This is a genomic window from Agromyces albus, from assembly GCF_004134825.1.
Classification (GTDB): Bacteria; Actinomycetota; Actinomycetes; order Actinomycetales; family Microbacteriaceae; genus Agromyces; species Agromyces albus.
The window spans coordinates 1-26997 of record NZ_SDPN01000007.1; the positions used below are offsets into that span (position 1 = coordinate 1).

At 69.4% G+C, this 26997-nt stretch carries 24 protein-coding genes; 12 read left to right on the plus strand and 12 right to left on the minus strand.

Annotated features, from left to right (window positions below; all coding sequences use genetic code 11):
* The 4 genes from ESP51_RS05345 to ESP51_RS20535 form a co-directional block, all read right to left on the minus strand.
* The coding region (locus ESP51_RS05345) for a glycosyltransferase family 2 protein (protein ID WP_164990413.1) at window positions 1-1945 on the minus strand (1945 nt) is incomplete at its 3' end.
* Between the two features lie 117 nt (window positions 1946-2062).
* Window positions 2063-2383: a WhiB family transcriptional regulator gene (locus tag ESP51_RS05350; protein ID WP_129519978.1), complete on the minus strand. Its 321-nt coding sequence runs from the start codon at window positions 2381-2383 to the stop codon at window positions 2063-2065.
* A 179-nt stretch (window positions 2384-2562) separates the two neighbouring features.
* Window positions 2563-3531, minus strand: a complete 969-nt coding sequence (gene galE / locus ESP51_RS05355; RefSeq protein ID WP_129519866.1) for a UDP-glucose 4-epimerase GalE — start codon at window positions 3529-3531, stop codon at window positions 2563-2565.
* A 133-nt stretch (window positions 3532-3664) separates the two neighbouring features.
* Window positions 3665-3814 carry a hypothetical protein gene (locus tag ESP51_RS20535; protein WP_164990414.1) on the minus strand — a complete coding sequence of 50 codons (150 nt, stop codon included), beginning with the start codon at window positions 3812-3814 and terminating at the stop codon, window positions 3665-3667.
* An 86-nt stretch (window positions 3815-3900) separates the two neighbouring features.
* On the opposite strand from ESP51_RS20535, the gene ESP51_RS05360 reads away from it, so the two are divergent.
* A complete protein-coding gene (locus tag ESP51_RS05360; protein ID WP_129519867.1) occupies window positions 3901-4857 on the plus strand; it encodes a GlxA family transcriptional regulator in 957 nt (318 codons plus the stop codon).
* A 3-nt stretch (window positions 4858-4860) separates the two neighbouring features.
* Here ESP51_RS05360 and manA read toward each other — a convergent pair whose 3' ends face one another.
* Window positions 4861-6108 carry a mannose-6-phosphate isomerase, class I gene (manA, locus tag ESP51_RS05365; RefSeq protein WP_129519868.1) on the minus strand — a complete coding sequence of 416 codons (1248 nt, stop codon included), beginning with the start codon at window positions 6106-6108 and terminating at the stop codon, window positions 4861-4863.
* 103 nt (window positions 6109-6211) lie between these two features.
* Here manA and ESP51_RS05370 point away from each other — a divergent pair, with 103 nt between their 5' ends.
* The 3 genes from ESP51_RS05370 to ESP51_RS05380 are packed head-to-tail and all read left to right on the plus strand — an operon-like array spanning window position 6212 to window position 10144.
* The gene (locus tag ESP51_RS05370) at window positions 6212-7390 is read left to right on the plus strand and encodes an acyl-CoA dehydrogenase family protein (protein WP_129519869.1); all 1179 of its coding nucleotides are present in this window, start codon (window positions 6212-6214) and stop codon (window positions 7388-7390) included.
* 23 nt (window positions 7391-7413) lie between these two features.
* Entirely contained in the window at window positions 7414-8778 is a 1365-nt protein-coding gene (locus ESP51_RS05375; RefSeq protein WP_129519870.1) for an O-antigen ligase family protein, read from the plus strand.
* A 31-nt stretch (window positions 8779-8809) separates the two neighbouring features.
* Window positions 8810-10144, plus strand: coding sequence for an O-antigen ligase family protein (locus ESP51_RS05380; RefSeq protein ID WP_129519871.1), 1335 nt, complete (start codon window positions 8810-8812; stop codon window positions 10142-10144).
* Between the two features lie 30 nt (window positions 10145-10174).
* Here ESP51_RS05380 and ESP51_RS20540 read toward each other — a convergent pair whose 3' ends face one another.
* The gene (locus tag ESP51_RS20540) at window positions 10175-11197 is read right to left on the minus strand and encodes a glycosyltransferase family 2 protein (protein WP_164990415.1); all 1023 of its coding nucleotides are present in this window, start codon (window positions 11195-11197) and stop codon (window positions 10175-10177) included.
* Between the two features lie 58 nt (window positions 11198-11255).
* Between ESP51_RS20540 and ESP51_RS20545 the strand changes: the two genes are divergently transcribed.
* The 3 genes from ESP51_RS20545 to ESP51_RS05395 are packed head-to-tail and all read left to right on the plus strand — an operon-like array spanning window position 11256 to window position 14409.
* Complete coding sequence (locus ESP51_RS20545) at window positions 11256-12128, plus strand: glycosyltransferase family 2 protein (protein ID WP_164990416.1); 873 nt, start codon at window positions 11256-11258, stop codon at window positions 12126-12128.
* Window positions 12125-13297: a hypothetical protein gene (locus tag ESP51_RS05390; protein WP_129519873.1), complete on the plus strand. Its 1173-nt coding sequence runs from the start codon at window positions 12125-12127 to the stop codon at window positions 13295-13297. Before ESP51_RS20545 ends, ESP51_RS05390 begins: the two co-directional genes overlap by 4 nt.
* Window positions 13294-14409 (plus strand): glycosyltransferase family 4 protein, encoded by a 1116-nt coding sequence (locus tag ESP51_RS05395; protein ID WP_129519874.1) that lies wholly within the window; start codon window positions 13294-13296, stop codon window positions 14407-14409. Before ESP51_RS05390 ends, ESP51_RS05395 begins: the two co-directional genes overlap by 4 nt.
* Here the strand turns inward: ESP51_RS05395 and ESP51_RS05400 are convergent.
* Genes ESP51_RS05400 through ESP51_RS05415 form a run of 4 tightly spaced genes read right to left on the minus strand, consistent with a single transcriptional unit; the run spans window position 14396 to window position 19697 of the window.
* A complete protein-coding gene (locus ESP51_RS05400) occupies window positions 14396-15553 on the minus strand; it encodes a glycosyltransferase family 4 protein (RefSeq protein WP_164990417.1) in 1158 nt (385 codons plus the stop codon). The genes ESP51_RS05395 and ESP51_RS05400 overlap by 14 nt on opposite strands.
* Window positions 15546-17174: a DUF2142 domain-containing protein gene (locus tag ESP51_RS05405; RefSeq protein WP_164990418.1), complete on the minus strand. Its 1629-nt coding sequence runs from the start codon at window positions 17172-17174 to the stop codon at window positions 15546-15548. Before ESP51_RS05405 ends, ESP51_RS05400 begins: the two co-directional genes overlap by 8 nt.
* A gap of 33 nt (window positions 17175-17207) precedes the next feature.
* A complete protein-coding gene (locus tag ESP51_RS05410; protein ID WP_129519877.1) occupies window positions 17208-18377 on the minus strand; it encodes a glycosyltransferase family 2 protein in 1170 nt (389 codons plus the stop codon).
* Window positions 18378-18407: 30 nt separating this feature from the next.
* Window positions 18408-19697: a lipopolysaccharide biosynthesis protein gene (locus tag ESP51_RS05415; RefSeq protein WP_129519878.1), complete on the minus strand. Its 1290-nt coding sequence runs from the start codon at window positions 19695-19697 to the stop codon at window positions 18408-18410.
* A 49-nt stretch (window positions 19698-19746) separates the two neighbouring features.
* Between ESP51_RS05415 and ESP51_RS05420 the strand changes: the two genes are divergently transcribed.
* Entirely contained in the window at window positions 19747-20637 is an 891-nt protein-coding gene (locus ESP51_RS05420) for a glycosyltransferase family 2 protein (protein WP_129519879.1), read from the plus strand.
* A gap of 28 nt (window positions 20638-20665) precedes the next feature.
* Here ESP51_RS05420 and ESP51_RS05425 read toward each other — a convergent pair whose 3' ends face one another.
* Window positions 20666-22702, minus strand: coding sequence for a DUF7657 domain-containing protein (locus ESP51_RS05425; RefSeq protein WP_129519880.1), 2037 nt, complete (start codon window positions 22700-22702; stop codon window positions 20666-20668).
* The gene (locus ESP51_RS21165) at window positions 22699-23424 is read right to left on the minus strand and encodes an acyl-ACP--UDP-N-acetylglucosamine O-acyltransferase family protein (protein ID WP_164990419.1); all 726 of its coding nucleotides are present in this window, start codon (window positions 23422-23424) and stop codon (window positions 22699-22701) included. The genes ESP51_RS05425 and ESP51_RS21165 overlap by 4 nt, the downstream gene beginning before the upstream one ends.
* Window positions 23425-23536: 112 nt before the next feature.
* Here ESP51_RS21165 and ESP51_RS05435 point away from each other — a divergent pair, with 112 nt between their 5' ends.
* The 4 genes from ESP51_RS05435 to ESP51_RS05450 are packed head-to-tail and all read left to right on the plus strand — an operon-like array spanning window position 23537 to window position 26980.
* Window positions 23537-24643: a DegT/DnrJ/EryC1/StrS family aminotransferase gene (locus ESP51_RS05435; RefSeq protein ID WP_129519882.1), complete on the plus strand. Its 1107-nt coding sequence runs from the start codon at window positions 23537-23539 to the stop codon at window positions 24641-24643.
* Window positions 24640-25602: a Gfo/Idh/MocA family oxidoreductase gene (locus ESP51_RS05440; protein ID WP_129519883.1), complete on the plus strand. Its 963-nt coding sequence runs from the start codon at window positions 24640-24642 to the stop codon at window positions 25600-25602. The genes ESP51_RS05435 and ESP51_RS05440 overlap by 4 nt, the downstream gene beginning before the upstream one ends.
* 1 nt (window position 25603) lies before the next feature.
* A complete protein-coding gene (locus tag ESP51_RS05445) occupies window positions 25604-26008 on the plus strand; it encodes a GtrA family protein (RefSeq protein WP_164990420.1) in 405 nt (134 codons plus the stop codon).
* Complete coding sequence (locus tag ESP51_RS05450) at window positions 26009-26980, plus strand: glycosyltransferase family 2 protein (RefSeq protein WP_129519885.1); 972 nt, start codon at window positions 26009-26011, stop codon at window positions 26978-26980.
* Window positions 26981-26997 lie beyond the last annotated feature (17 nt).

Below are 26997 nucleotides of genomic sequence, written 5' to 3' on the forward strand. Positions count from 1 at the left end.
CCCCGGGGGCGAGCACTGCAGCGAGCGCCGCGAGCGCGAGCGGTGCGAGCAGCGCCGCCACGACGAGTCGCGGATCGACGGATGCGACGGCGCCGACGAGCTCGTTCCACGCGGCCGGCGGCGCACTCGGGAACCCGAGGGCGAGCTGCCACGCCGACGGCACGGCGCTCACGACGGGCGTGCCGGGATCGGCGAGGACCGCGAGCGGGGTGCCCCGCGCGAATTGCTCGAAGACCAGGGGCGCGGCGAGCACAACTGCTGGGATCGGGAGGCCGGCAAGTCGTGCGGCGGCGCGCCCGCTGACGGCGAGGCCCACGAGCCACGCGATGAGGAGCGCGGGTGCGAGGCTCGGTGCCGCGGCGACGACCGCGGCGAAGAGCAGCGACGCCGCGGCCGCGGCGGCCCACGACGTCGCCGCGCCGAACACCGCGAATGCGAGCCAGCCGAGCAGCACGTGGGCGATCACGGCACCCGGTCGCCCGTCGCCGAGTGCGGTGAGGAAGGTGGGCGAGATCGCCCAGATCAGCGCCGCCGCCGCGCGGACGGCTCCGCGCTCCGTGAGCCGTGATGCCGCAAACCAGGCGCCGATCGCGGCCGCCGGCAGGGCAACGATCCAGAGCAGCACGAGTCCGAACGAGGGTGCCCAGAAGGTGAGGGATCCGATGACCGCGAGCAGTCCGGCGAACGGGTCGGGTGCGCCGACCAATCCGGTAGCGAGGTCGCGCCAACCGTAGGACGCATTGCGCCAGAGCTCGCCGACTCCGCTCGAGAGCGGGAGCAAGGCGCCGCCGCCGATGCCGTTCGCGCCTATGAGCCACGAGAAGAGGGCGACGGATGCCACGGCCGAGGTGAGCAGGACCCATCCGCCACCGGTGGTGAGGAACTGCAGTTCGTGCTTGCGGCCACGAGCCCTCGCCCGGCGCGCCTCGGCGGCGAGCTGCGCTCGCCGGCGCATCTCGTCGTGCTGCATGCGCAACGGGGAGACGACCGCCCAGCCGCTCGTGCGCCCCGACTTCAGGGTGCGCCGGGCGCGCGCGACGCGCATGCCGGAGAACATCGTGCGGATCGCGGCGGTGAGCTCTCCGGGAATCGCGCCCGGGGTCTTCACGAGCAGCAGCCGGATCGAGCGCAAGAGGGCGAGCGGCAGCAGGGTGAGCCAGTGCAGCGGCACCGCGAAGGCCGGCGCGTACACGAGCCGGCGGTGCAGCTCCGCCGCGCGGGCGGCGCGCTCTCGCCGCCGCACGGTACGCGGCCGGCGGGCGACCGGGAGTCCGGCCACTCCCACCCCCGCGAACGCGACGCGAGCATCGGGCACGACCGCGACGCGATGGCCGGCGAGCCGTGCACGGATCGAGAAGTCGAGCGCGTCGTCGGCGCTCGGGAGCCCGGGATCGAACCCGTCGAGGGCACGCCAGACGGTGTGCCGCACGAGGATCGCGGCGGGATCGAGTCCGAGCACGTCGCTCAGCCCGTCGTGCTGGCCCTGGTCGAGCTCGTCGGCGACGAGCGGCACGCTTCGCCCGAGGCGCGTGATCGAGCGGCCGAAGACGGCGATGCGGTCGGGGGCGTCCCAGTGCATGAGCTTCGGCCCGGCGATGCCGACGGACTTCGCGGTCTCGAGCGTCGCGAGCAGCTTCGCGAGCGCCTCAGGCTCTGGCGCGCTGTCCTCGGAAAGGAGCCACAGTGCGTCGGCATCCGTCGACGGCTCCCCGATCACTCGCTCGCCCGCTCGCACCGCCTCACCGAACGAGAGATGCTGCGAGTGCTCGACGATATGGGTCGCCCCGGCCCCCTCGATGATCTCGCGGGCCCCGGCGTCGGCCTCCGTCAGCACGATGACGAGCGCGTCGGGGGTGCGACGCTGGGCCTGCAGCGCTTCGAGCGTGCGCCGCAAGTGGTCGCCGCCGTGCTGCACGACGAGGATGGCGGTGACTCTGGGGAACATCGTGGTCAGCCTAGGCGGCTCTCCGCGCGGCATCCGGGATCAGGCAGGGCGTGCCACGAAACAGATCGGATCAGGCGACCCGCGCGCCGGCCGAAGCCGGTGCACGGGAGGGCCGGATCAGACCGCTCGTTTGCGGAGTTTGCGACGCTCGCGTTCCGACAACCCGCCCCAGATGCCGAAGCGCTCGTCGTTCGAGAGCGCGTATTCGAGACACTCGGATCGCACCTCGCAGCCCGTGCAGATCTTCTTCGCGTCGCGGGTCGATCCACCCTTCTCAGGGAAGAACGCCTCGGGGTCGGTCTGCGCACACAGCGCATCACTCTGCCAAGCCAGCGGATTCTCGTCATCGGCTCCCGGACGAACCCCTGGAACGCCGAGCCTTACCGGATCGATGAACCAATCGTCAGGTACTCCAGAACGATATTCAGGATTGCCCATATCGTCTCCCACCCAGTTGTACCGACCACCCAGAGGGTGTGTCATGACTAATTACACTGGTGTAATTCGTGAGAGTCAAGTCGCAGATCGTAAACCCTCAATCGGCCGTCGAGGCTTCAGCCACGCCGCGACACGCCGGGGGTGTTCCGCAGACGTTACATTGGCACGCGAACGGGGGGTCACTCGGCGGATGCCGCGCGCCGGGCCTCCCAGGCGCTCTCGACCATCTCGGCGAGCGAATGCCGCATACGCCATTCGAGATCGCGGGCGGCGAGGTCGCCCGACGCCACGATTCGCGCGGGATCGCCCGCGCGGCGTGGCGCGATCCCGGGGGTGAACTCGATGCCCGTGACGTCGGCGACCGCGCGCATGATCTCGGCGACCGAGACGCCGGTGCCCGAACCGAGGTTGTAGACGGGCTCGATCGGCTTGCCCGAGTCGAGTCGCTCCGCCGCGACGACATGCGCCTCGGCGAGGTCGGCGACATGCAGGTAGTCGCGCACGTTCGTGCCGTCGGGCGTCGGGTAGTCGTTGCCGTTGATGCGGGGGGTGCGCCCGTCGAGGAGTGCGTCGAAGACGAGTGGGAAGAGATTGTGCGGGCTCACGTCGAAGACCTGCGGCGTGCCGGAGCCCACGACGTTGAAGTAGCGCAGCGACGTGTGCCGGAGGCCGGTCGCGACGGCCTGGTCGGCGATGAGCCATTCGCCGACGAGCTTCGACTCCCCGTAGGGCGACTGCGGACGCTTCGGCGTGTCTTCAGTGACGAGGTCGACGTCGGGCGTGCCGTACACGGCCGCGCTGGAGGAGAACACCATGCGGTCGACGCCGCGGGCCTCCATCGCGGCGAGGAGCGTGATCGTTCCCGTCACGTTCTGCCGGTAGGTGTGCAGCGGACGCTGCACCGAGACGCCTGCGTACTTGAAGCCGGCCAGGTGCACGACACCCTGCACGTCGAAGCGCTCGAAGGTCATCTCGAGCTGGGATCCATCGAGGATCGTGCCCTGCACGAACGCCGTGCCCTCGGGCAGGAAGCTCCGCCGTCCCGACGAGAGATCGTCGACGACGACGACGTCGATGCCTCGGGAGGCGAACGCCCGTACGACGTGCGACCCGATGTATCCGGCTCCCCCGGTGACCAGCCAGCTCATGATCCTGCCTTCCGGCCGCGGACCGTCCGCGCCCCGACCGATCGTATCGGCCCCGGGTGGGAACGGTCCGCGGCGCGAAGCGCGCAGGAACTGCCGTCGGACCCGGCCGAGCGTGCCGGGAGCCGACGGTTCGTCAGATGCGGGTCGCGGTCAGGTTCTCGACGTGGCGGTTGCGGTCGCGGATCTCGGGGCGACCATAGCCGTCGTTGTCGAGCCGCAGCAGCGTGGCGAGCATGCCCCAGATGGCGAGCCCGAGGAGGACGAGGAAGATGATCGTGGTCATGGCAGAAAATGTACTGCTTGCCACATCCTGCCGACAGTGGCAGAGTAGCCATAGAACGATTCTTTTCTGCCATTCGGAGGCTCCCGTTGCTCCAGTCCATCGCCTGCATCGCCATCCCGCAGATGGCCCCGTTCGAATTCGGCGTGATCTGCGAGGTGTTCGGCATCGATCGCGCCGATACGGGCGGCCCCACCTTCGACTTCAAGGTCGTCGCCGCCGAGCCAGGGCCCGTCTCCACGAAGCTCGGCTTCGACATCGTCGTGCACGAGGGCCTCGAGTTCGCGCGGCACGCCGACCTCGTCGCGGTTCCGGCCGCGCTCATCGACGAGCCGGTCGACGAGCGCGTCTCCGCCGTGATCCGCGAGGCGGTCGAGCGCGGAGCCTGGGTGCTCTCGGTCTGCTCGGGCGCCTTCACGCTCGGCCACGCGGGCGTGCTCGAGGGCCGCCGCGCCACCACCCACTGGATGTACACCGATCGCATGGCCAAGATGTTCCCCGGCACCGACGTCGACCCCGACGTGCTCTTCGTGCAAGACGGCAAGGTCGTGACCGGAGCCGGCACCGCGGCGGGCATCGATGCCGCGCTGCACATCGTGCGCATGGAGCTCGGCGCGGGCGCGGCCAACAACATCGCCCGGCGCATGGTCGTGCCGCCGCAGCGCGACGGCGGCCAGTCGCAGTTCATCCAGTCGCCCGTCGCGGAGTGCCGCAGCGACTCGTTCGCCAAGATCACCGAGTGGATGATCGAGCACCTCGACGAAGACCTCACGGTCGACCTGCTCGCCCGCAAGGCGCTCATGTCGCCGCGCACGTTCGCCCGCCGCTTCCGCGCCGAGACCGGCACGACGCCGAACGCCTGGCTCAACCGTCAGCGACTGCTGCGCGCCCAGCAGCTGCTCGAAGAGACCTCCGACACGCTCGAGGAGATCGCGCGAGAGACGGGCTTCGGCGCCGCCGCGGTCATGCGGCACCACTTCATCAAGGTGCTGCAGACGACCCCGACCGCGTATCGCCGCCTGTTCGGGGTCCGGGTGGCCAGCTGAGGCTCAGGATGCCGCGTCGGCACCCGTCGTCGCGATCCACGCGATCCCGTCGCCGGTGATCTCGAGCTCGCGCTCCTCGGGTGTGACGTAGAGCGTCTCGCCCCGCGCGAGCTCCGCGTCGCCGAGCGCCCCCGCGAGGTGCAGCGAGCCGCCCTCGGCGAGCACGATCGCGGGTCCGTCGATCGCGACGCGCCCGGCATCCGCGCCGGCATGGGCACGGTAGAGCACGAAGTCGGGTACATCGGGCCGAAACGCCGTGACACCGGGCGCCACGTCGACCGGTGCGAGACGCGGGGGCGCGATCGGCGTGAAGTCGAGCACGTCGAGCAGCTCCGTCACGTCGATGTGCTTCGGCGTGAGGCCGCCACGCAGCACGTTGTCGCTCGCGGCCATGAGCTCGATGCCGAGCCCGTCGAGGTAGGCGTGGATGTTCCCGGCCGCGAGGTAGAGGGCTTCGCCGCGCTGCAGGCGCACCCGGTTGAGCAGCAGCGAGATGACGACGCCGGGGTCGCCCGGGTAGACGCCGGCGAGCGCGCCGACGGTCTCGAACGAGAGCGCGAACGGCGATCGGCGGGCGATCTCGGAGCCGGCGAGGGCCGTCACCCGTTCGATCAGCCAGGTCGCCTCCCCCGTGTCGCCGCCGCGGCCGTCGCGGAGCAGCCACTCGACCGAGTCACGGAGCGGGTCGTTGCCGGCGAGCCGGTCGCCGAGGAGGTCGAGCGCGCCGGGCTCGGGAGTGTCGGATGCGGCATCCGCCTCCCGCAGCACCTCGAGCACGCCGTGCACCTCGTCGAGCGGACGGAAGCCCGAGAGTGCGTCGAACGTCTCGCTCAGGGCGACGATGAGCTCTGGCTTGTGGAAGGGATCGCGATAGTTGCGGTCGTAGGCGCCGACCGGGATCCCCTCGGCCTCTTCACGGGCGAATCCGGCTCGGGCCTGCTCGGGAGTCGGATGCGCCTGCAGCGACAGCGGCTCGGCCGCCGCGAGCAGCTTCAGGAGGAACGGCAGACGTGCGCCCTCGGCGGCGAGCTTCGGCCCGAGCGCTCGCTCGGGATCCGCCTCGATCCAGGCGGCGAGGTCGTCATGGCCGACGGATGCCGCGTCGACGATGCGTGCCGGGGAGCCCGCGTGCGCGCCGAGCCACAGCTCCGCTTGCGGTCCGCCCGAGGGTGGCCTGCCCAGGAACTCGGCGATCGCCCGATGAGATCCCCATGCGTAGTCCCGGGGTGTGTTGCCGATCGCCACAAACATCCTCGATGGTTCCTCTCCGCCGTTGGGTCAAAACTACCAACGCCTTCGAGGGCGATTGCGCCAGCCATAGGCTTCACGGGTCCGACCACGCATTGGAGCACGCATGACCTTCGAGCCGCTCGCGAGCGACTTCTACGCCTACGAGTCCCTCCTCACCGAGCAGGAGAAGGAGGCGCTCGGCAATCTCCGGGCATGGCTCGAACGCGACGTCAGGCCGATCGTCGGCGACTACTGGGACCGCGCGGAGTTCCCCGTGCAGATCGTGAAGCCGCTCGCCGACCTCGGCGCCTTCTCGTTCGGCTGGGACGAGACCCGGCCGTTCGAGAACTCCGCCGTGTTCCGCGGCTTCGTCGCCCTCGAATGCGCTCGCGTCGACGCGGGTGTCGCGACCTTCGTCGGCGTGCAGAACGGGCTCGCGACCGGCAGCATCAGCGTCTGCGGCTCCGCCGAGCAGCGAGCGGAGTGGATCCCGAGGCTCGCGAGCGGCGAGGTCATCGGCGCCTTCGGCCTCACCGAGCCTGAGTCGGGCTCGGACTCCGCGCAGGGCCTGCGCACGACCGCCGAGCGCGACGGCGACAACTGGGTCCTGAACGGCTCGAAGCGCTGGATCGGCAACGCCACCTTCTCCGACATCACCGTCATCTGGGCGAAGGACGTCGCAGACAGCCAGGTCAAGGGCTTCATCGTGCCGACCTCGACCCCGGGCTACACGGCCACGAAGATCGAGGGCAAGATCAGTCTCCGCTCCGTGCAGAACGCCGACATCACGCTCGAGAACGTGGTCGTGCCCGAGTCGCTCCGGCTCCAGAACGCGAACTCGTTCAAGGACACCGCGAGCGTGCTGCGCCTCACTCGGGCCGAGGTGGCGTGGGCTGCCGTGGGCACGTCGATCGGCGCGTACGAGGCCGCCGTGAAGTACGCGGGCGAGCGCGTGCAGTTCGGCAAGACGATCGGCTCGCACCAGCTGATCCAGGACCTGCTCGTCAAGTGCCTCGGCAACATCACCGCCTCGCTCGGCATGGTCGTGCGCGTCTCCGAGATGCTCGACCGCGGCGAGCAGCGCGACGAGCACTCGGCCCTCGCGAAGGCGTATACGACGTCGCGCATGCGCGAGACCGTCGCGTGGGCACGCGAGTCGGTCGGCGGCAACGGCATCGTGCTCGAGTACGACGTGGCCCGCTTCTTCGCCGACGCCGAGGCGCTCTACTCATACGAGGGCACGCGCGAGATGAACACGCTCATCGTGGGCCGGAAGATCACCGGCAGGGCCGCGTTCGTCTGAGCACGCGCGATAGCCTAGGTCGCATGACCACGCGCCGGTACCGCACGCTCACCGGCGCGTTCGCGACCTTCGCGCTCTTCACGGTGCTCGCGGGCCAGTTCTGGCGCAACCTGCTGGGCTGGTGGGGCTCCGGCATCGTCGACCTCCTCGTCGTCGGCGGCGCCGTCGCCCTCGTCGTCGCCGCGCGACCCCGATGGAACTGGCGCCGCATCCCGAAATCGACGCTCGTCTTCGTGCTCATCGCCGTGCTCTCGATCGCGTGGTCGTACTACCCCGGCGCGTCGGCTCTCGGCGTGCTCATCACGCTCGTCACGACGTTCGTCGCCGTCGCGCTCGCCCTCTGCCTCTCCTGGACCCAGCTCGTGCGCGCCCTCGGCGGCGCGATCAAGTGGATCCTGGGCCTCTCACTCGCCTTCGAACTCTGGATCGCCGTGATCGTGCGCGAACCGGTGCTGCCGATCTTCCCCGACTTCGACCCCGGCGCAGAGCAGGTGCCCATGGCCTTCTACTGGTCTCGCGGACTGCTGTTCGACGGCGGACCGATCGAGGGCATCGTCGCCAATCGCAACCTGCTCGGCATGACCGCCCTCCTCGGGCTCATCGTCTTCAGTGCGCTCCTCGCCGCCGGCAGCATGCGCCGGGCGCAGGGCATCGGCTGGCTCATCGTCGCGGGGCTCACCGTGCTGCTCACCCGCTCCGCCACCGTCGCGCTCGTCGCGGTCGTCGTGCTCGCGGCATTCGGCTTCGCGATGTGGGCGAGGCGGGTCGGGCCCGATCGGCGGCGCCGCGTGTATGCGACCGCCGCGGGCGCGCTCGTGGCATCCGTCGTGCTGCTCGTCGTGTTCTGGAGCCGGTTGACCGACCTCTTCGGCAAGAGCGAAGACCTCACCGGCCGCTTCGACATCTGGAACGCCGTGGCCGGGCTCGCCGCCGAGCGGCCGTGGTTCGGGTGGGGATGGGTGAGCTACTGGGTGCCCTGGGTCGAGCCGTTCGACGGGCTCGCCGTGCGCAAGGGCGTCACCTACCTCCAGGCGCACAACGCCTGGCTCGACGTCTGGATGCAGCTCGGGGTGATCGGCGTCATCGCGTTCGCCTCGATCGTCATCGGCGCGCTCTGGCGCTCGTGGTTCCTCGCGGTCGACCAGCCGATGGAGGTCACCGGGCGGCCGCTGCCGCACTCCGCCGCCGCACTCGTCCCGCTGCTCGTGCTCGTCGCCCTCATCGGCCAGAGCCTCGCCGAGAGCCGCATCCTCATCGAGGGCGGCTGGGTGCTGCTCATCGCGATCGCCTGGTCGACGAAGCAGCGCCAATGGGCGCCAGAGCCGTTGCCGGCCGAGCCGCCACCGGTCCGGGCATCGCGGATGCCGCCGGCAGAGGCGGCCCAATGACCGTGCCCCGGCGAGAGGCGGGCCCACGCCGATGAGCTCAGCCGCCGGCGGTGCCGCCACTCGCTTCTGGCACGCCACGCGCGACTTCGCCGGGTCCGCGCGCTTCGCGCAGGCCGTCACCCTCACGGCCGTCGGGCTTGCCTTCAGCAGCCATGCCATCCGCAGTCTCATCGGCTGGCCGGGTCTTCTCGCCGCGCTCGCGGGCCTGCTCGTCTTGTGCGGAGCATCACTGGTCGCGAGGTGGCGGGCCGTCGAATGGTACGGAATCCTGCCATTGACGATCCTCGTATTCGTCGGCTGGTGCGCGGCATCCGTGCTCTGGAGCAGTGCACCGGGCTCGAACGCCCCGGCTTGGAGCGCGGTGCGGGCCGGATACCTCATCGCCTTCGCGTTCGCCGGCGTCTACGTCGCTCTCATGCGCGACACGATCCAGATCGTGCGCGCCTTCGGCGACGTGATGCGGCTTCTCCTCAGCGTCTCCATCGCCCTCGAGGTGCTCTCCGGCATCCTGCTCGACCTGCCGATCGCCTTCCTCGGCATCCAGGGCGACCTCACGAGATTCGGCCCGATCCAGGGGATCTTCGGCTCGCGGAACATGCTCGGCTTCGTCGCACTCATCGCCCTGCTCACGTTCATCGTCGAATGGCGCACGCGCAGCGTGCTGCGCGTGCGGGCGATCGCCTCGATGTCGCTCGCCGCCGTGTGCCTCGTGTTCTCGGGCTCGCCGACGACGTGGGCGTCGCTCGGCGCGGCGCTCGTGGCGCTCGCGGCGCTCTACGGGCTTCGGCGCACCGCCGCGGCCACCCGTTGGCGCTGGCAGATCGGCCTGCTCGTCGCCGCCATCGCCGTGATCGTGACCGCGTGGATCTTCCGGGTGCGCATCATCGAACTGCTCGACGCTCGCGCCGAGTTCGACGTGCGACTCGAGGTCTGGCGTGAGCTCTCCCGGTACCTGAACCGCAACCCACTGCAGGGATGGGGCTGGGTCGGGAGCTGGCCCGATGCCGCGCCCTACCGGTGGATCGAGCTGGCCACCGGGCGACCGCACTCGTCAGCGCTCAGCGCCTACATCGACGTCTACTTCCAGGTGGGCGTCATCGGCGCGCTCCTCTTCGTAGCGCTCGTCGGCGTCGCGTTCGTGCGCGCGTGGCTGCTCGCGTCGGCGCGACGCAGCGTCGTCTACCTCTGGCCGGCGCTCATGCTCGTCGTCATTGCCACGACGTCGTTCGCAGAGAGCTTCGCGCTCGCCGAAGGCGGCTGGATGCTGCTCGTGGTGTGCGCCGTGAAGGCCGCACGCGACATGAGCTGGCGCGACGCGCTCGCAGCAGGGCGACCTCCGGTGCCGGCGATCGAGCGGCTCGGCTGACGACCGCACCCGCGCTCGAGTGCGACCGGGTCAGACCGGCTGGACGAGGTCGCGCAGCACGTCCTGCGCCCCCAGTCCGAACCGGTCGTACCGCCCGGTGCGCCATTCACGCACGACCGGGCCGAGTCGCGCGACGCGACGCGACGGCAGGCTGCTGCGCACGCGCTCATGCGCGAGCTTGTCGAGCACGCGCTCCGCGACCATCGGATTCCGGGTCGCGAGCTGGGGCAGTCGCTCGCTGAGCGCGCTCGCGCGGGCCAGCAGGCGCTCGTTGCGCTCGGTGCGCGGCGCGCGCAAGCGGCCGAACCGGCCACCGAGCCCGAGCCGCGTGACGCCGATCTGGTTGGCGTCGTGCTGGCGATAGTCGATGAGCGGTTCGTCGACCACCGCGAGCCCGCCTCCCACGGCGGCGACGACCGCGAGCCATTCGTCGTGCACCCACGAACGCGGAAACGGTGCCGCGCGCAGCACGAGCTCGCGACGGACCATCATCGTCGCGCCCGTCAGCACGTTGCGCTTCAGGAGCTCGTCGAACGCGGCATCCGATTCGAGGCGTCGCCGCAGTTGCGCGTCGACGCCGAGGGTCTCGAAGAGCGTGAAGCCGAGCGGTTCCCCGTCGTCGTCGACGAGCCGTGCCTCGGCGGCGACGAGCTCGGCACCGGCAGGTCGGGCGTGGGCGGCGAGTGCCCGCTCCACCCGGTCGGGGTGCCAGACGTCGTCTTGGTCGGAGAGCGCGATGACGTCGCCGGATGCCGCGAGCAGGGCCTGCTCGAAGTTCGCGGTCACGCCGAGCGGCGTGGGGTTGCGCAGCACGATGAGCGCCGGCGTCGCGGCATCCGCCGCCCGGTGCTCCTCGATCACCCGTTCGGCCAGCTCGACCGTGCCATCGCCGGACGCGTCGTCGGAGAGCACGATCTCATCGACCGGATGCCCCTGGCCGAGGATGCTCTCGAGCTGCTCGCGCAGGTACCTCGCGCCGTTGTGCGTGCCGAGCGCGACGGAGACGCGCGGTGTCGCGGACCCCGGCGTCGGCGTGTCGTCAGCGGTGGGCATGGAGAGGGATCCTGTCGATACGCGGAGCGGCCACCTCATCGTACAGAATGAGTGCATTGTGAATCTCGGTCTCGTGGTCTCGACGCTCGGGCGCGCCGAGCCGCTCGAGCGATTGCTCCGGTCGTTGTCCGCGCAGGTCCGCCCCGATGACCGGCTGGTGCTCGTGGCGCAGGACCATCTCGCCGAGGTGGAGCGACTCGCTGAGATGTTCCGCGGCAACGCGTTCGTCATCGAGGTCACGACGTCGCCGCGGGGCGCCTCACGCGGCAGGAACGCCGGCGTCGCGGCCCTTCCTCCCGGCGATCGCCTCCTGCACTTCCCGAACGACACGACCTGGTACCCCGACGGGAGCCTCGATGCCATCCGCGCCGAGGCGTCCTCGCTCGAAGCCGGCGCCCTCACCGTCGTCGACGAGCACGGTCCGAAGTTCTCGCTGCCAGACGACGGCGCACCCCTCGACCGCTGGAATGTCTGGACGGTCATCGAGATGGGACTCCTGATCCGCCGCTCGGTGTTCGAGGAGCTCGGCGGATTCGACCCCGACCTCGGCACCGGAGCGCCGTCGCCGTGGCAGGCCGGCGAGGCGACCGACCTGCTGCTCCGGCTGATCGAGCGCAGGCCCGACCTCGCCCGGTCATTCGGCTGGCTCCCGCCCGAGGTCGCGGTCGGCGGCATCGCCGACGCGAGGGGCCTCTCGGCGGCGGAGCGACGCCGGAAGCTGCGCGCCTACGGCCGTGGACTCGGCCGGCTCGTGATGCGCCACAGCTACCCGTGGTGGTGGCGGCTGGCGTTCGTCTTCGGCGGGATCGCGTTCGGTCTCCGTCACCGCACGACGAACACCGTCCCCGACGGGTGGTGGGTGTTCCTCGGTCGCGCCGAGGGCATGCTGGGGCACACGATCGGCGGCTCGAGCACGGCGGTGACCCGATGACCGAGCCGATGCCGGGTCCGATGCGACTGCGAGGAGCGGCGCTGAGCCTCATCACGCTGCTCGGCGGCGTGTCGCTCGCGGTCATCCCGGCGGCGACCGTCTCGATCTCCTCGCGCCTGTTCACGGTCGACGAGCAGGGCTTCCTCGCGGTCGCGGTGCTCGTCGCCACCTTCGCCGGGCAGCTGACCTTCGCGGTCGTCGTCGAGTCCAGGCTGAGCTCGGCGGCGACCGAGCGCCGCGTCGTCTTCCCCCTCTGGCTCGCGGCGATCTCGGTCGTGACCGCCGTCGTCGTCGCGGTCCTCCCGCCCACCGCCGTCGTGCTCGCCATCGGTCTCCCGATCCTCATCGCGGCGCTCGAGGTCGGTCGTGGCGTGTCGGTCGCCGAGCGACTCGACCGGCGCGAGATCGTGGCCTCCATCGCCGTGGGCTCCGGCGCCCTCGTCGGCGTGCTCGCAGGATTCGCCGGGCAGCAATGGGCCCTCGTCCCCCTCGTCGTCGGCATCGCGATCGCGACGTGCATCCGCTGCCTGCCGGTCGCGCACCGGCCGAGCCGGCCCGAGCCGGCGGTCATGGGCTGGGTCATCGCCGACACCGCGATCACGGGCGTCGTCTACCCGCTCCTGAACGCGATGATCCTCGCGTTCCTCGGCTCGACCGATGCGGTGCTGTTCGCCTCGATCGCCACCGTGTCGGGACTGCTCGCGATCCCGCTCAACTTCATGCGGCTCCGGCTCCTCAAGCAGCACTCGCGGCTCGATATCGTCGTCTCGGCGGCATCCGTGCTCGCAGCGGTGGTGGCGCTCCTCGTGCTCGAGCTCGCCGGCGCCTTCGGGTTCATCTTCGGGGCGGCGTGGGCGGGGTCGGCGACGCTCGTCCCCCTGCTCCTCGCGTGCGCGTGGCGCGCCGCGTCCCTCGCGACGACGATCCCGTTCGCCGCCCTGCGGCGTGCGGGGGCGGTGCGCCTGCTCACCGGCCTACGGGCCGTCGTGTCGGTCGTCACGTTCGCCCTCGCCGCGGCGGGCCTCGCCCTCGAGAGCCTGTCGGCCGTGTTCCTCGGGCTCCTCGTCGCCGAACTCGCCTCGGCGGTCGTGTACGAGCTCGCGCGACGTCGCCGCCTCGAGCGCGGCATCCGTGAGGCCGCCGCCGTCGAGGCCGGAGGTGGCGCGTGAAGCGCGTGCTCGTCGACCTGCTCTTCTTCACCGGCACGAAGGGCGGCATGGAGTCCTACGTCCGGGAGGTCTACTCGCGACTCTCCCTCGACGACCCCGAGCTCGAATACGTCGCCCTGGCCTCGAGCGAGCTGGCTGCCGCCGACGTCTCCTGGTTCCCCGGGAGGGTGATCGACTCGGGCGTGAGCGGGGAGAACCGAGTGGCGTGGGCGCGCGGCGAGCTCTTCGCGGTGGCCCGGGCGGCACGGCGGCACGGCGCCGACCTCGTGCACTGCCCGGCGAACTTCGGCCCGATGCGGTCGCGCGTCCCCGTGGTGCTGACGCTCCACGACCTGCTCGCGTTCCGGCATCCCGAGTACGTTCCGGGTGCGTACGCGCGCATCATCCGCACGATGATCCGCCTCGCTGCACGCGCGGCACGACGCATCATCACCGCGAGCGAGTCATCGCGCGCCGACATCGTCTCCCTCCTCGGCATCTCCCCTGAGCGCGTGATCCTGACGCCGCTCGCCGGGTCGATACCCGACGGGTCGGCGCCCGCCGGCGTCGCCTCCGTTCGCCGGCTCGACACCCAGCTGCTCGCCGTCGGGAACCGGATGCCGCACAAGGGGTTCGAGACCCTGCTCGAAGCGCTCGCCCGCATCGACCCCGAGCGCCGGCCCTCCCTCGTCGTCACCGGAAGCCACGGCGACGATCCGCTCGCACCCGTGGTCGAGCGGCTCGGGCTCGGCGACCACGTCGACCTCCGCGGCTGGCTGAGTGGCGACGAGCTCGAGCAGTTGTACGCGGAGTCGACCGCGCTCGTGTTCCCGACCCGGTTCGAGGGCTTCGGCCTCCCGCCGCTCGAGGCCATGGCCCGCGGCTGCCCCGTGATCGTCTCCGACATCCCCGTCATGCACGAGGTCGCGGGCGATGCCGCGGTCTACGCCGACCCGGCCGACCCCGACGCGATCGCGCGCGCGATCCGATCCGTGCTCGACTCACCGGCGGAACGCGAGCGGATGTCCCGCGCCGGTCTCGCCCGTGCCGCCGGGTACTCGTGGGAGAAGACCGCCGCCGCCACGCGCGACGCCCTGCTCGAGACGGTCTCCTCGCCCGTCACCGACCGCTGACGGCGCGCCACCGGTCGAGGATCTGGTCGACCGACCGCTCCAGCGAGTGCTCCCGGCGTTCGCGCTCGAGCCACGACGACGTCGATCGACGCAGGTCGTCGCCGCCCAGCACCGCCCGCACGATCGCGTCGCCGAGCACTCCGGGCGCGACGGATGCCGCGACGAACCCGTTCTCGCCGTCGACGATCAGCTCGGCGGCGGCATTGTCCTCACCGGCGACGACCACCGACGGCGTGCCGTGCGCCGCGGCCTCCGCGACGACGAGGCCGAAGCCCTCCCTCGCCGACGGGTTCACGAGCACGGCGGAGGTGGCCAGCAGGGATTCGAGCTCGGCGTCATCGACCCTGCCGACGAACCGCACGACATGGGCGACACCCGCGGCGTCGGCGGCGTGACGAGCCGCTCCGGTCTGTGGGCCGAATCCGGCGACGACGGCCGCGAGATCGGGGATCGACTCGCGCGCCGCCGCAAGGGCCGCCGGAAGGGCCGCGAGTCGCTTGTCGGGGATGTGCCGTCCGACGAAGAGCACCACCGGCGGCTTCGCCAGAGCGGCCGAGGCATGCGCCGCGTCGCGGGCGAGGTCCACCAGGCCGAGCACGATGGGGTCGGCGCGCCGTCGGAGGCGCAGGAGGCGCGACCGGGTGAACATGCTGTTCACGATGTGGATCGCTCCGATGTTCACGCCGAGCCATTGGAGCGCGAAGGCGGCCGTGCCGACGACGGCGCCCGAGTAATCGCGCCACTTCCGCCACGGCCAGATCTCGGGCCAATCGGTCGCGACTGCAGTGCGGGCCCCGAGCAGCGCGAGTCGGACCGCGAAGACGTTGAGGACCGGAAGCGCGGCGACGATCACGAGGTCGTAGGCGCCGCGGCGACGAACGAAATGACGGAACAGCGAAACCGCGAACGCCACGGCACTCGAGATCGTGCGCGTTCCGCCTGCATCGGCGATCTCACCGCTCCAGACGCCGATCACGGAGAACCCGGCATCAGGACCCGCCTCGCGCCCACGGCGAGACACGTAGTCGACCGAGCTCCCCCGTCGGGCGAAGATCTCCGCCAGACGGCGATAGACGCGCTCGGCCCCGCCCGCATCGACGGGGAACACGCAGTCGTAGGCGATCGCGATCCGGGGCTCAGCCACGTGCCGATTCCTCTGCCACGGCAACCGGCGTTGCAACCGATGCGTCGAGGTCGTGCTCTCGACGCGCGAGCAGGTGCGAGGCTCCGCCGACGAGGACGACGAGGGCGAGCGAGGCCACCGCATAGGCGCCGACGAGCATCGGCCAGCCGAGCGGGGGTTGCCACCGCGGATCGGACAGCATCTGGCCGAGGGGCGACTGCGCCCCGATCACGTAGCGGACCATCACGAGGCCGAAGGCGAGCAGCCCGTAGCACGCGAGCAGCGCCGAGCCGATCCAGGCCGCGCGGGGCGCGAGGAAGCCAATGGCCGGGGCATCCTTGCTGAGGACCCAGGCCGCGACGATGGTGATGCCGAGGTAGAGGAACAGTCCGTAACGCCCCTGCCAGATGATGCCGGTCTGGTGCACGCTGTATCCCTGCACGAGGGCGGGAACGAGCAGCGCAGCGAGCGTGACGACCGCGAGCGTGACCACGCTCCTGCGCCGGGCCATCGTGAACGCCAACACGACGAGCACGGCGAACGCCGCGATGAACAGCCAGTAGGTCCACAACGGCAGCGGCGTATCGAGCCAGCCGAAGTACCCGATCGCCTGCTGCACATAGTCGGGGGTGATCCGCACCACATGCGAGAAGCCCCGAAGGAATGTCGCGCCGACGAGCAGGGCATCGGATGCCTCCGCTTGGCTTGAGAGGCTGCCGCCCGACAGGGTCCAGCCGATCGAGAAGACTCCGCCGGCGGCGATGGCGCCGAGCCACCAGTAGCTCGCGGCGGTGGAGAGCATTCGCCTGACAGGCTGCCACCCGCTCGCCAGAAGACAGAGCGCGACGACGACCACCAGCCACAGTGGTCCGAGCGCCCGCGCGGTGACGAGCAGGATCGACGCGATCGTCACCCCCGCCCAGAGCTGATTCCTCGAGATGGACGGCCGCTCGGCGGCGTCGCGGAACGTCTCCAGCAGCCGCAGCGTGCCGACCCACACCGCAACCGCCGCCGCAATCTCGGTGCCGTTCGGGTTGACCGCGCCGATGAGGAACATGCACATCGGCGCCGCGGCGAAGGCGATGCCGAGCGGCATCCACCGTGAACGGGCACCCGAAGACGCGACCAGGAACGCCCACGCGAGCAGGGCGGCGCCGAGCAGGGAGCTCGCGATCCTCATCGCGTAGACGGCCTCATTGCCGTCGAAGAGCAGGCTCGGCCACCCCACGAGGTAGTAGTACAGCGGGTTGTAGGCCCCGACCCACGTGTTGAACCAATCGAGCCCTGAGGCATCGCCCAGCTCGACGCCGCACGACGCGGGCGTGTCGGGCTGGTTCGCGAAACACCCCATCTGCGCGTCGTACTCGTACCCATCGGGCAGGTCGACCACGATGTGCCTGACCTCGGGAACGGTGTAGCCGATCACCTGGCCGCGCACCTGCGCGATCGCCTTGAGGGCATGGGCGTTCTCATCGGGAACGCTGAAGACCGGCGAGGCGAGTGACCACAGCACTCCGAGCAACGCGAACACGGCGAACGGTGCGAGAAACCACAACGCGCCGTGCCGCTCGGGCTGAAGACGACCCGCCGACCCTCGATCGGGCGCGCCGCGAGCCAGCGTGCGGTCGGAAGGTCGAGTCAACTTGTCCCTCAGGTCGGATGGAGAGGGTGTCGATCAGCGGCGGCGGACGGGAACGGCGAGGATGCCGAGGAACATGCCGGCCATGATGGTCTGCACACCGAGGATCATGAGAAGCGCCCCCGGCACAGCGAGACGAACCGTGTCGACGACGCTCTGTTCACCGAAACCCGACGCGGCCCAGGCGACGAACTGTGCAATGCCGATCACGAAGCCGAGCACGAAGAGGGCGAGCCCGATCAGGGCGCCCGACTCGAGCGTCGCACGTTCGGCGATTCGCTCGAACGCTCTACTCCGTGGAATGAAGAAGCCCTCATGTCGCGCATAGAGCTTTGCGAGGAGCGCGAACAGCACCGCCTGGTAGCCCACTGACGTCAGAGCGAGCAGGTACACCTGCGTCGAGACGTTGAATCCGATCGAGCCGACCTGGACCGGACCGAAGGCGAGCACGACGCTCGAGATGAGTCCGAGGAGGAAGGCCGCGGCGCCAGGGTACAGGAACAGCCAGCGAGGGCTGAACAGGAGGAGGAAACGGAGGTGGCGCCATCCGTCACGCCAGCTTCGAAGGTGCGGGGGTCTGGACCGGCCGTCTTTCTTGAGCGTCGTCGGAACCTCGCTGATCGTGAGGCCCGCGAGCGTCGACTTCACGACGACCTCGCTCGCGAACTCCATTCCCGTCGTGATGAGGCCGATCGCGAGGATCGACTCGCGGTTGAACCCGCGCAACCCGCAATGGAAGTCGCGAATCTGCGAGGGGAAGAACAACCGGCCGATGAACGTGAGCACAGGGTTTCCGAGGTATTTGTGCAGCGGGGGCATGGCTCCCGGCTCGATGCCGCCGCGGAAGCGGTTGCCCATCACCAGGTCGTCGCCGGCGCGAAGTCGCTCGACGAACGGATCGAGGTTCGAGAAGTCGTAACTGTCGTCGGCGTCGCCCATGATGACGTACCGGCCGAGGGACGCCTCGATGCCGCCCATGAGCGCACTGCCGTATCCCCTCGCCTCCACGTCGACGACTCGCGCGCCGAGGTCACGGGCGATCTCCTGGGATCCGTCGGTGCTGCCGTTGTCGGCGATGACGACCTCGCCCACGACACCCGACCGCTCGAGGTATCCCTGTGCCTTCCGGATGCACACGGCGAGCGTCTCGGCTTCGTTCAGGCAGGGCATGACGATCGAGAGCTCGATCGTGGCAGTGGTGGTCATGGGGTCCTTCGTGATGGGTGACGAGCCATTCTAACGGAGCTCGCCGACACGTCCATCGCCCGATCCGGGCGGCGATTCCGCCGCCCTCGACGGTGCTGTCGGCGTGCGAAGCGACCATCCGACGGCGAGCGCCGCGCTCACCGCTGTTCCGACGATGACACCGACCGCCGCTCCGATCGCGCCGCCGAGACCCGGAGTCGCGACGGCCATCGCGAGGATGCCGAGGACCGAGCCCACGCCCGCCGCGATGGTCGCCGGCATCGCACGCCACGACGTGATGAGGAACGAGGAGGCGATCAGGCCGACCGAGAAGAGGAAGACACCGATGAGCAACAGGCGCATCAGGGGAACGGCTGCGTCGAAGCCGGGGCCGTAGAGCAGGGGGATGAACCATGGTGCGATCCAGGCCACCGTGCCGAACGCGACCACGAGCACTCCGGTCATGACGGACAGCACTCGAAGGTGATGTCGACGAGCCTGGACCGGATCCTCTTCGAGCCAGTGGGCGTATCGGGGAATCAGCACCTGGCTCACGGCCTGGGCGAGCATCGAGGCCGGCGTGGCGAGCGCGATCGCAGCCGCGAACATCCCCGACTCCTCAGCGCTCGCGGTGGCGAACGCCCACACCATCGAGAACTGGATGAGTCCATTCGTCGCGATGAGTCCGAGGGAGTTCCACGCGACGAGGTGCCAGATGTCGCCGGGGGCGGTGGTCCGATCGGGCGCGAGCGCGCGCCCGGTGCGTCGCATGGCAGGCACCGCGGCGAGCGCGAACAGGGCGTAGCCGATCGTCAGCGGCCAGAGCAGCAGTGCCGTGGCGTCGAGCGCGATGACGGCGACGAGAAGTCCGATGCTGACCGCTGCGCTGATGGAGTCCCACACCGCCGCCGCGGTGACCTGACCGAGTCCCATCCTGATTCCGCGGGTGAGGATGTAGGCCGACCATGCGAGCGTCAGGGCCACCATGCCGACGGCCTCGGCCGGTTCGGTGCCGATGACGATCACGGCGACGAGCACGCCGATGATCGAGATGGCCAGGCATGCCAGCCCGGTCGACTTCCACACGAGGCCGAGCACACGCTGCGGAGCGCGGTCGTTGCGCACCGCGCGAGCGAGGAAGGTGCCTGCGGCATTCCCGGCCGCCGTCGGCCAGAGCAGGGACAGAATGATCGAGAGCGAGATCAGCGTGTTGACGAGCGCCAGCGGTTCGGCTCCGACGAATCTCGCGATGAGAATGGAGTATCCGAATCGGGCCAAGCCCTGGACCGCGACGCCGACGGTCGACAGCACTCCCTGTCGGATGAGGGAGGATTGAGCCACCCGAGAATGCTATCCCCGCTCGCGGGGGCCCGAGGAGCGCCCAGACGACATGACCTTCGACATCATGATGCCGTTCTATGGTCGGATCGACCATTTCCGCATCGCCGTGGAGAGTGTCCTGGCTCAGACGGACCCCGACTGGCGCCTCGTCGTGATCGACGACCACTATCCCGACGCGAGCGCGGGCGAATGGTTGGTCGGGCTCGGCGATCGCCGGATCGAGTACGTGCGCAACACCGAGAACCTCGGGATCAACGCGAACTTCCAGGAAGCGGTCGACCGGTCCACCGCTGAGTGGTTCACGATCTTCGGATGCGACGACGCCCTGCATCCCGGATATGTCGAGCACATGCGGTCGCTCGCCGCGTCCTTTCCCGATGCGGCCATGCTCCACCCCGGGGTGCGGATCATCGATGAGGACGGCGCGGCCGTGCGCACCCTCGTCGACTCGGCGAAGTCGTTCTATCGGCCGAAGGCATCACCGCCGATCGTGCTGTCGGGTGAGCAGCTCGCAACGAGCGTCACGCGTGGCAACTGGATGAACTTCCCCTCGGTCGCCTGGCACGGACCGCGAACCCGGGCCACCGGGTTCCGTGCAGGCTACGAGGTGGTGCAGGATCTCGCGCTCGTGCTCGACCTGTGCGAAGCCGGCGGATCGCTCGTCGTCGATGACACCGTCGAGTTCGACTACCGACGGCACGCGGGAAGCGTCTCGTCATGGAAGGCGGTCGACGGGAGCCGCTTCCGCGAGGAGGATGAGTTCTTCGCGGAGCTCGCCGAGCGATTCGAGGGGCGCGGCTGGCACCTCGCCGCCCGGGCCGCCCGATTCCACCTCTCGAGCCGGGTCAACGCGCTGACCCGCATCCCATCGGCGCTCAGGGCGCAGGACGCATCGGGATTGCGCATCCTCATCGGCCACGCGTTCGGCAGGAGCCGCTGACCGCTCCTCGAGGAGCCCGCCACCGGCGTCACGGGTGTTGCGGAACCACCTCGAGGATCGTCAACTCGCCGTCGGCTGCGAGGTCGAACTCCTCAACCGGCTCGAGGCACGCGCTCTCGACGTCGACGGTCTTGTCGGCGAGCACGAAGTCGACGTTCTCCTGAGCGAAGGCGGAGCACGCATCGAACGTGACGAGGATCTGGTCGGGCGCAGGATTCGAGATCTGCGGCTCGCCCACCCCGGGTGTCCATCCGATGCCGGCCAGTCGATTCCACTCGAACTCATAGGCTCCGGTCGGGTCGACCGGATGCCACATCTCGTCTGACGGCGCGCCCTGGAACCCGTTGAACGCCTCGACGCCCGACTCGAGCAGCATCGCTCCGGTGAGCCGACCGCCGACGCCGACCCAGGTCGCCCCGCCCGCGCGCTCATCGAGCTCGCGGACGGCAGCCGAGGCATCCGTCTCGCGGAGATCGAGCACGCCGCGATAGACCGGGTTGACCGTCGCTCCGCTGATCACGCCGATGACCACGAAGATCGCGACGGCGGCCGCCGGCCGGGCACGGGCGATGAGGTAGATCACGGCAGCCGACAACGGTGCCAGGATCCACCAGAACCGCGCGGCGGCCAGCGCCCCCGGCGACTCCGCCCAGACCGCGAACGCGATCGCCGCCTGCGATCCCAGGAACAGCAGAGCGAGGATGCCGGCGAAGAGGCGCCGAGGCCGGCGATCGGGCGTCAGCTCCCTGATCAGGATCACCATGATCACGAGCGAGGCGAACCCGACGCCGAGACGCAAGCGGCCCGGAAGTGAGCGGTCGAGGAAGAGCAGGTGCGCCAGCGCATCCCAACCCGGGAGGAAGATGAAGGCCGCGATCACGAGCACCGAGGCCGAAGCGCCGACCAGCATCCATGGGAACGCCAAGGTGCGCCGCCAGCGGACGACCAGCCACACGACGACCGGAATCAGGAATGCGCCGGCGAAGAAGAACGTGGATGCCTCGGACGAGTTGAGGCCGAGCCATCCGCCCGCCTTCAAGGAGAGGGCGAACGACGAGGAGAGGATGTGGGCGAGCTCGACTCCGCCACTCTGACCGGCGGCCACGAGTCGCTCACCCGGGTACGCGGTGCCGAGGAACGCGTCGACCGTCGCGGACTTCTCGACGAGCCACGCCAGCGTGATCGCCGAGCCCACGGCGCCCGCGCCGAGCACGGGAGCGACGCGGAGCGCGAGCCGGCCGAATCCGATACCGCTCCTCCTCGCGTCGAAGACCGCACCGACGACGGTGAGGGCGCCGACGAGGACAATCGGGACGATGAAGGGGACGTAGATGCCCATCGCCATCACCACGGTGAGGTAAGCGAGGATGCCGCTCCAGACGAGCGGCGCGACCCGCGTCGTTGCGCGGAGGCACCAGACGACCGTCGTGAGCAACACGAATCCCCAGACGGCCGGCCAGAGCGTCGTCTGCAGGAACCACCACTGGAAGAACGGACTCAGGAAGAAGCCGCCCGCGATTCCGGCGGCGAGGAACGGCCGTCTCGGAAGGATCGTGACGGCGAAGCAGTACACCGCCGCGATGAGCGCGAGGCCCGGGAGCCACCATTTCAGGGCGATCGCATGATCGACGTCCCACGAGAGGAACCCGAGGAGGTGTGGGCGGAACGCGACGGACCAGTCGGCTCGCGGAAGGTCCTGCGGGATGGTCGCATCCATCCCACCCGGGAATGTCTCGTTCTCGACAGGCAGTCCCTGTTCGGCCTGCGTGATGGCCCACACGGTCTGCACAGCCCACTCGTCGGTGCGTATGAGCTGCGGCGTCCCCGCAATGAGGTCGGGGTCGGCGCCGTCGTGCAGTTCCGAGTGGAACGCCCCTGACGACGAGCCGTTCACCGAGAGTCCCACGAGGATCGCGCCGATCACCGCGAGCAGCAGGGGAAGCGCGATGAGCACCCGGATGGCCGGGAGGCCGTCGGGGCGCGGCGTGACCCAGCGATCGACGCGGCCGCGCCAGACCGCACGGTTCCAGAATGCCGGCCGCCGCGCGGGAATCGAGTCGGTCACGCGCGACCGCCTCGTTCCGGACGTTCCGGGCGTTCCGGGCGTTCCGACGCCCATTGGACCACGGCCGCTCGCAGCTCGGGGTCGGCGACCACCTCGGGGCTCACGTCCCCGCCCTCGTAGATCGCTCGGAGCACGTCGACCAACTCGGCGGCGACGCCCGAGCGCTCCATGCCGATGAGGTTCGCGCCCTGTACGGTCGCGGGGTTCCCGAAGACCTTCGCGAACGGCGGCACGTCGCGGGTCACGACCGACGACATGCCGACCATCGCGCCGCGTCCGATCGAGCGGAACTGGTGCACCGTGGTGCCGAGACCGAGATTCGCCTTCGACCCGATGTACACGTGACCGGCGAGCAGGACGCTCGAAGCGAGGGTCACGCCGTCGTCCAGTCGGCAATCGTGGGCGACATAGGCCTGGTTCATGATGAACGCGTCATCGGAGATGTGCGTCTGGCGCTGCGAACCCTGATGGATCTGCGCGTGCTCCCGCACCACGTTGCGGTCGCCGATGCGCACACCGGCAGCGTCAACCGATCCAGCGAGGTCGGTCGGATGAGCGAATCCGCGCACCTCGGGAGGCGCACCGATCACCACTCCTGAGCCGAACCAGTTGTCGTCGCCGATCTCGACGGGCCCGGTGATCACGGCGAAGGCGCCGATCGTGTTGCCGGATCCGAGCCGGACGTCTCCCGTGAGCTGGGCAGTGGGGTGTATCGCGTTCACGTCGACCTTCCTGAGTCGATCGGCGCGCCTCTCGCGCGAGAAGGTAGGGTATCGGGGGCGGGATTCGCGGACAATCGCATCCTGCACATTGCAATCTAACCCACGAGGAACAATGATCCCCATCACACGCGTCCAGTTCGGAATCGAAGAAGAGGAACTGGTTCTCGAAGTGCTGCGGTCGGGTTCGATCGCGCAGGGCCCCAAGGTGAAGCAGCTCGAAGACGAGTTCGCGGCAACCTTCGGCCTCGACCACGTGATCGCCGTGAACAACGGCACCACCGCGCTCGTCGGCGCACTCGAGGTGCTCGACCTCCACCCAGGCGACGAGGTGCTGACGACGCCGTTCACCTTCGTCGCGACCCTGAACGCGATCCTCGAGGCCGGCGCCACGGCGACGTTCGCAGACATCCGTGATGAGGACTTCAACCTCGATCCCGCCTCGGTACGAGAGCGCATCACGACCCGCACGAAAGTGCTCGCCCCAGTGCATCTCTATGGCCAGATGGCCGACATGCAGCCCATCGAGGCGCTCGCGCACGACCACGGATTGCGCATCCTCGAAGACGCGGCCCAGTCCCACGGAGCGACGTACCACGGGCGACCGGCCGGCAGCTACGGCCTGGGCACGTTCTCGCTGTACGCCACGAAGAACCTCACCACCGGTGAGGGCGGCCTCATCGTGACCGATGACGCTGAGCTCGCAGATCGACTCCGGGTCCTCCGGAACCAGGGGATGCGAGCTCGCTACGAGTACGAGGTGGCCGGACACAACTACCGCCTCACCGATCTCCAGGCCGCCGTCGGCATCCCCCAACTGGCCAGATACGCATCGATCGTTCAGACCCGGCGGCGCAATGCAGCGCGGCTCACCGAGGGACTCGCGGATGCACCCGGCATCGTGGTGCCCCGAGAGCTCTCCGGCCGCGAGCACGTGTGGCACCAGTACACGATCCGGGTCACCGAGGAGGCTCGCGTCGACCGGGCGGAGTTCGTGGAACAGCTGACCGAGCACGGTATCGGCAGCGGGGCGTACTACCCGCGACTCGTCACCGACTACGACGCCTACCGCCGCCATCCTCGCGTCTCCGTCGCCGATACTCCCGTGGCGGCCCGCGTCGCACGCGAGGTGGTGTCGCTCCCGGTTCATCACCATCTCGCCGACGACGAGCTCGATGCCATCATCTCAGCCGTGCGTGAGATCTCGGGAGCTTCCCGATGAGCCGGCCGCTGCGGATCGCGCTCATCGGCGCCGGAACCATGGGATCGCACCACGCCCGCGTCATCTCACAGTCGCAACGCGCGGATCTCGCCGTCCTCGTCGATCCCCGGAAGTCGGTCGGCGCCAAGGTCGCCGAGCGATTCGGCACTGAATGGGCACCCGAGCTCCCCGATCTCAGCGATTTCGACGGCGTCGTGATCGCTGCGGCGACGGAAGCCCATCACGAGCTCGCAATGCAGGTGCTGAGCCAGGACACCGCAGTGCTCATCGAGAAGCCCGTCGCAGACAGCCTCCTCAAGACGCGTGAGATCATCGCACTGGCCGAGCAGCGCGATCTCCCCCTGGTCTGCGGCCTGCTCGAACGCTACAACCCGGCCGTCATGACGGCGCGAGCGCTCGTCGAACGTCCATTGCACATCACCGCGACGAGGCACTCGCCGTACGCCCCGCGAATCCGAACCGGTGTCGCGTGGGATCTCCTCGTTCACGACGTCGATCTCGCCATCAATCTCATCGGCACGGAGCCGACCACCGTCGACGCTCGACTGGGCTTCTTCCATCCCGACTCCGCCGATGGTGCAGAGGATGTCGCCGAAACACTGCTCGGCTTCGGCGACGGTGCCATCGCGCACGTGTCGGCGAGCCGCATGGGCCAGCGCAAGATCCGCCAGCTCTCGATCCACGAGGCGGATCGCCTGATCGAGGTCGACCTGCTGCGGCGGGACGTCACCGTCTACCACCACGTCTCGGAGAATGCGGTCGACGAGGGGCGCGGTTATCGCCAGCAGACCGTCATCGAGATTCCCGAGCTCGTGAGCTCGCAAGAGCCGCTCACCACGCAGTTCTCGCACTTCGTCGATCTGGTCGAGGGCACCGGCGACGCCGCGGCCGAGCGTGCCACGATCCTCCCCTCCCACGAGGTCATCGACGCTGCGACCTCGAGCAGGGGTCGCAGCTGACGTGATCAGACGTGTGTTCGGCCACAGCGCCGTGCGGTACCTGATCGCGGGCGGCGCGGCGTTCCTCGTCGATCTCGGGCTTCTCGCGCTGTTCAAGAACGTGCTGGGCTGGCCACTCTGGCTGGCGACGGGCGTCGCGTTCCTGCTGAGCTTCTTCTTCACCTACACGGTGCAGAAGATGTTCGCATTCACCTCAACGGCGCCGCACGGGATCGCCGTCTTGAAGTATGCAGTGCTCGTGGCGTTCAACACCGCCGCGAGCGTGCTGATCGTGGCATCCGTCGACTGGACCGGCGCCGGATGGGTGGCCGGAAAGGTCATCGCAACCGTCGCCATGACGGTGTGGAACTATTTCGCGTACCGGTACTGGGTGTTCGCGGAGAATCCGAGAGAGAGCCGAGCTTAGATGTACAAGGGTGCAGTAGTCGCGGCGGTCGTCCCCGCCTACAAGGAAGAGGCGATGATCGCCACGGTCATCGAGACGATGCCCGACTTCGTCGATCACATCGTGATCGTCGATGATTGCAGTCCCGATGCGACGAGCGAGGTCGTCCGTTCGATCGATTCCTCGCGGGTGACACTGCTTCGGCACGAGGTGAACCAGGGCGTCGGTGGCTCGATCATCACCGGACACCGCGCCGCGATCGAGCTCGGCGCCGACGTGAACGTCGTGATGGCCGGCGACGCGCAGATGGATCCCAAGCACCTGCCGGCCCTGCTCGACGAGGTGACCGACGGCGGGTTCGGCTTCGCGAAGGCGAACCGCTTCTTCGCGCCCGAGTCGTTCGAGGGCATGCCGCGCCACCGCGTGTTCGGCAACATCGTCCTCTCGTTCATGACGAAGCTCGCGTCAGGGTATTGGCACCTGTTCGACCCGCAGAACGGATACACGGCAGTGCGCGCGGAAGTCCTCCGCAACGTCCCGCTCGACAGCGTGGCGAAGAGATACTCGTTCGAGAACGACCTGCTGATCCACCTCAACATCCAGCAGGTGTCGGCCGTCGACGTGCCGGTGCCCGCCGTGTACGGCGATGAGGTGTCGAGCATCCGGCTCGGCAAGGTCGTGCCCGAGCTGCTCGACCTGCTCTTCCGCGGCTTCTGGAGGCGCATCTGGTACCGCTACGTGCTCTGGTCGTTCTCCCCGATCGCACTGTTGCTCTTCATGGGCCTGCTGCTGTTCACGGTCGGCCTCGGCATCTCGATCTGGGTCGCATTCCTGGCCTTCGGATCGGTCGTGGCAACCGCAGCGACCGTCATGCTCGCAGCACTCCCACTCATGATCGGAACGCAGATGCTCATCAGCGCCCTGCAGCTCGACATTCAGGCGAGCCCGTCGACTCCGAACCTCAGACCGTTCGACACGACCACGGGGCATTGACCTCGGCGAAGGGCTGA

Bases quoted from the DNA above. Each gene is read 5' to 3' on its own strand.
- ESP51_RS05440 (WP_129519883.1), top strand. From the start codon at position 24,640: ATGAGCCGGCCGCTGCGGATCGCGCTCATCGGCGCCGGAACCATGGGA.
- manA (WP_129519868.1), bottom strand. From the start codon at position 6,108: ATGTTTGTGGCGATCGGCAACACACCCCGGGACTACGCATGGGGATCT.
- ESP51_RS05390 (WP_129519873.1), top strand. From the start codon at position 12,125: ATGACCGAGCCGATGCCGGGTCCGATGCGACTGCGAGGAGCGGCGCTG.
- ESP51_RS05450 (WP_129519885.1), top strand. From the start codon at position 26,009: ATGTACAAGGGTGCAGTAGTCGCGGCGGTCGTCCCCGCCTACAAGGAA.
- ESP51_RS20540 (WP_164990415.1), bottom strand. From the start codon at position 11,197: ATGCCCACCGCTGACGACACGCCGACGCCGGGGTCCGCGACACCGCGC.
- ESP51_RS05375 (WP_129519870.1), top strand. From the start codon at position 7,414: ATGACCACGCGCCGGTACCGCACGCTCACCGGCGCGTTCGCGACCTTC.
- galE (WP_129519866.1), bottom strand. From the start codon at position 3,531: ATGAGCTGGCTGGTCACCGGGGGAGCCGGATACATCGGGTCGCACGTC.
- ESP51_RS05380 (WP_129519871.1), top strand. From the start codon at position 8,810: ATGAGCTCAGCCGCCGGCGGTGCCGCCACTCGCTTCTGGCACGCCACG.
- ESP51_RS05370 (WP_129519869.1), top strand. From the start codon at position 6,212: ATGACCTTCGAGCCGCTCGCGAGCGACTTCTACGCCTACGAGTCCCTC.
- ESP51_RS20535 (WP_164990414.1), bottom strand. From the start codon at position 3,814: ATGACCACGATCATCTTCCTCGTCCTCCTCGGGCTCGCCATCTGGGGC.
- ESP51_RS05350 (WP_129519978.1), bottom strand. From the start codon at position 2,383: ATGGGCAATCCTGAATATCGTTCTGGAGTACCTGACGATTGGTTCATC.
- ESP51_RS05435 (WP_129519882.1), top strand. From the start codon at position 23,537: ATGATCCCCATCACACGCGTCCAGTTCGGAATCGAAGAAGAGGAACTG.
- ESP51_RS05420 (WP_129519879.1), top strand. From the start codon at position 19,747: ATGACCTTCGACATCATGATGCCGTTCTATGGTCGGATCGACCATTTC.
- ESP51_RS05410 (WP_129519877.1), bottom strand. From the start codon at position 18,377: ATGACCACCACTGCCACGATCGAGCTCTCGATCGTCATGCCCTGCCTG.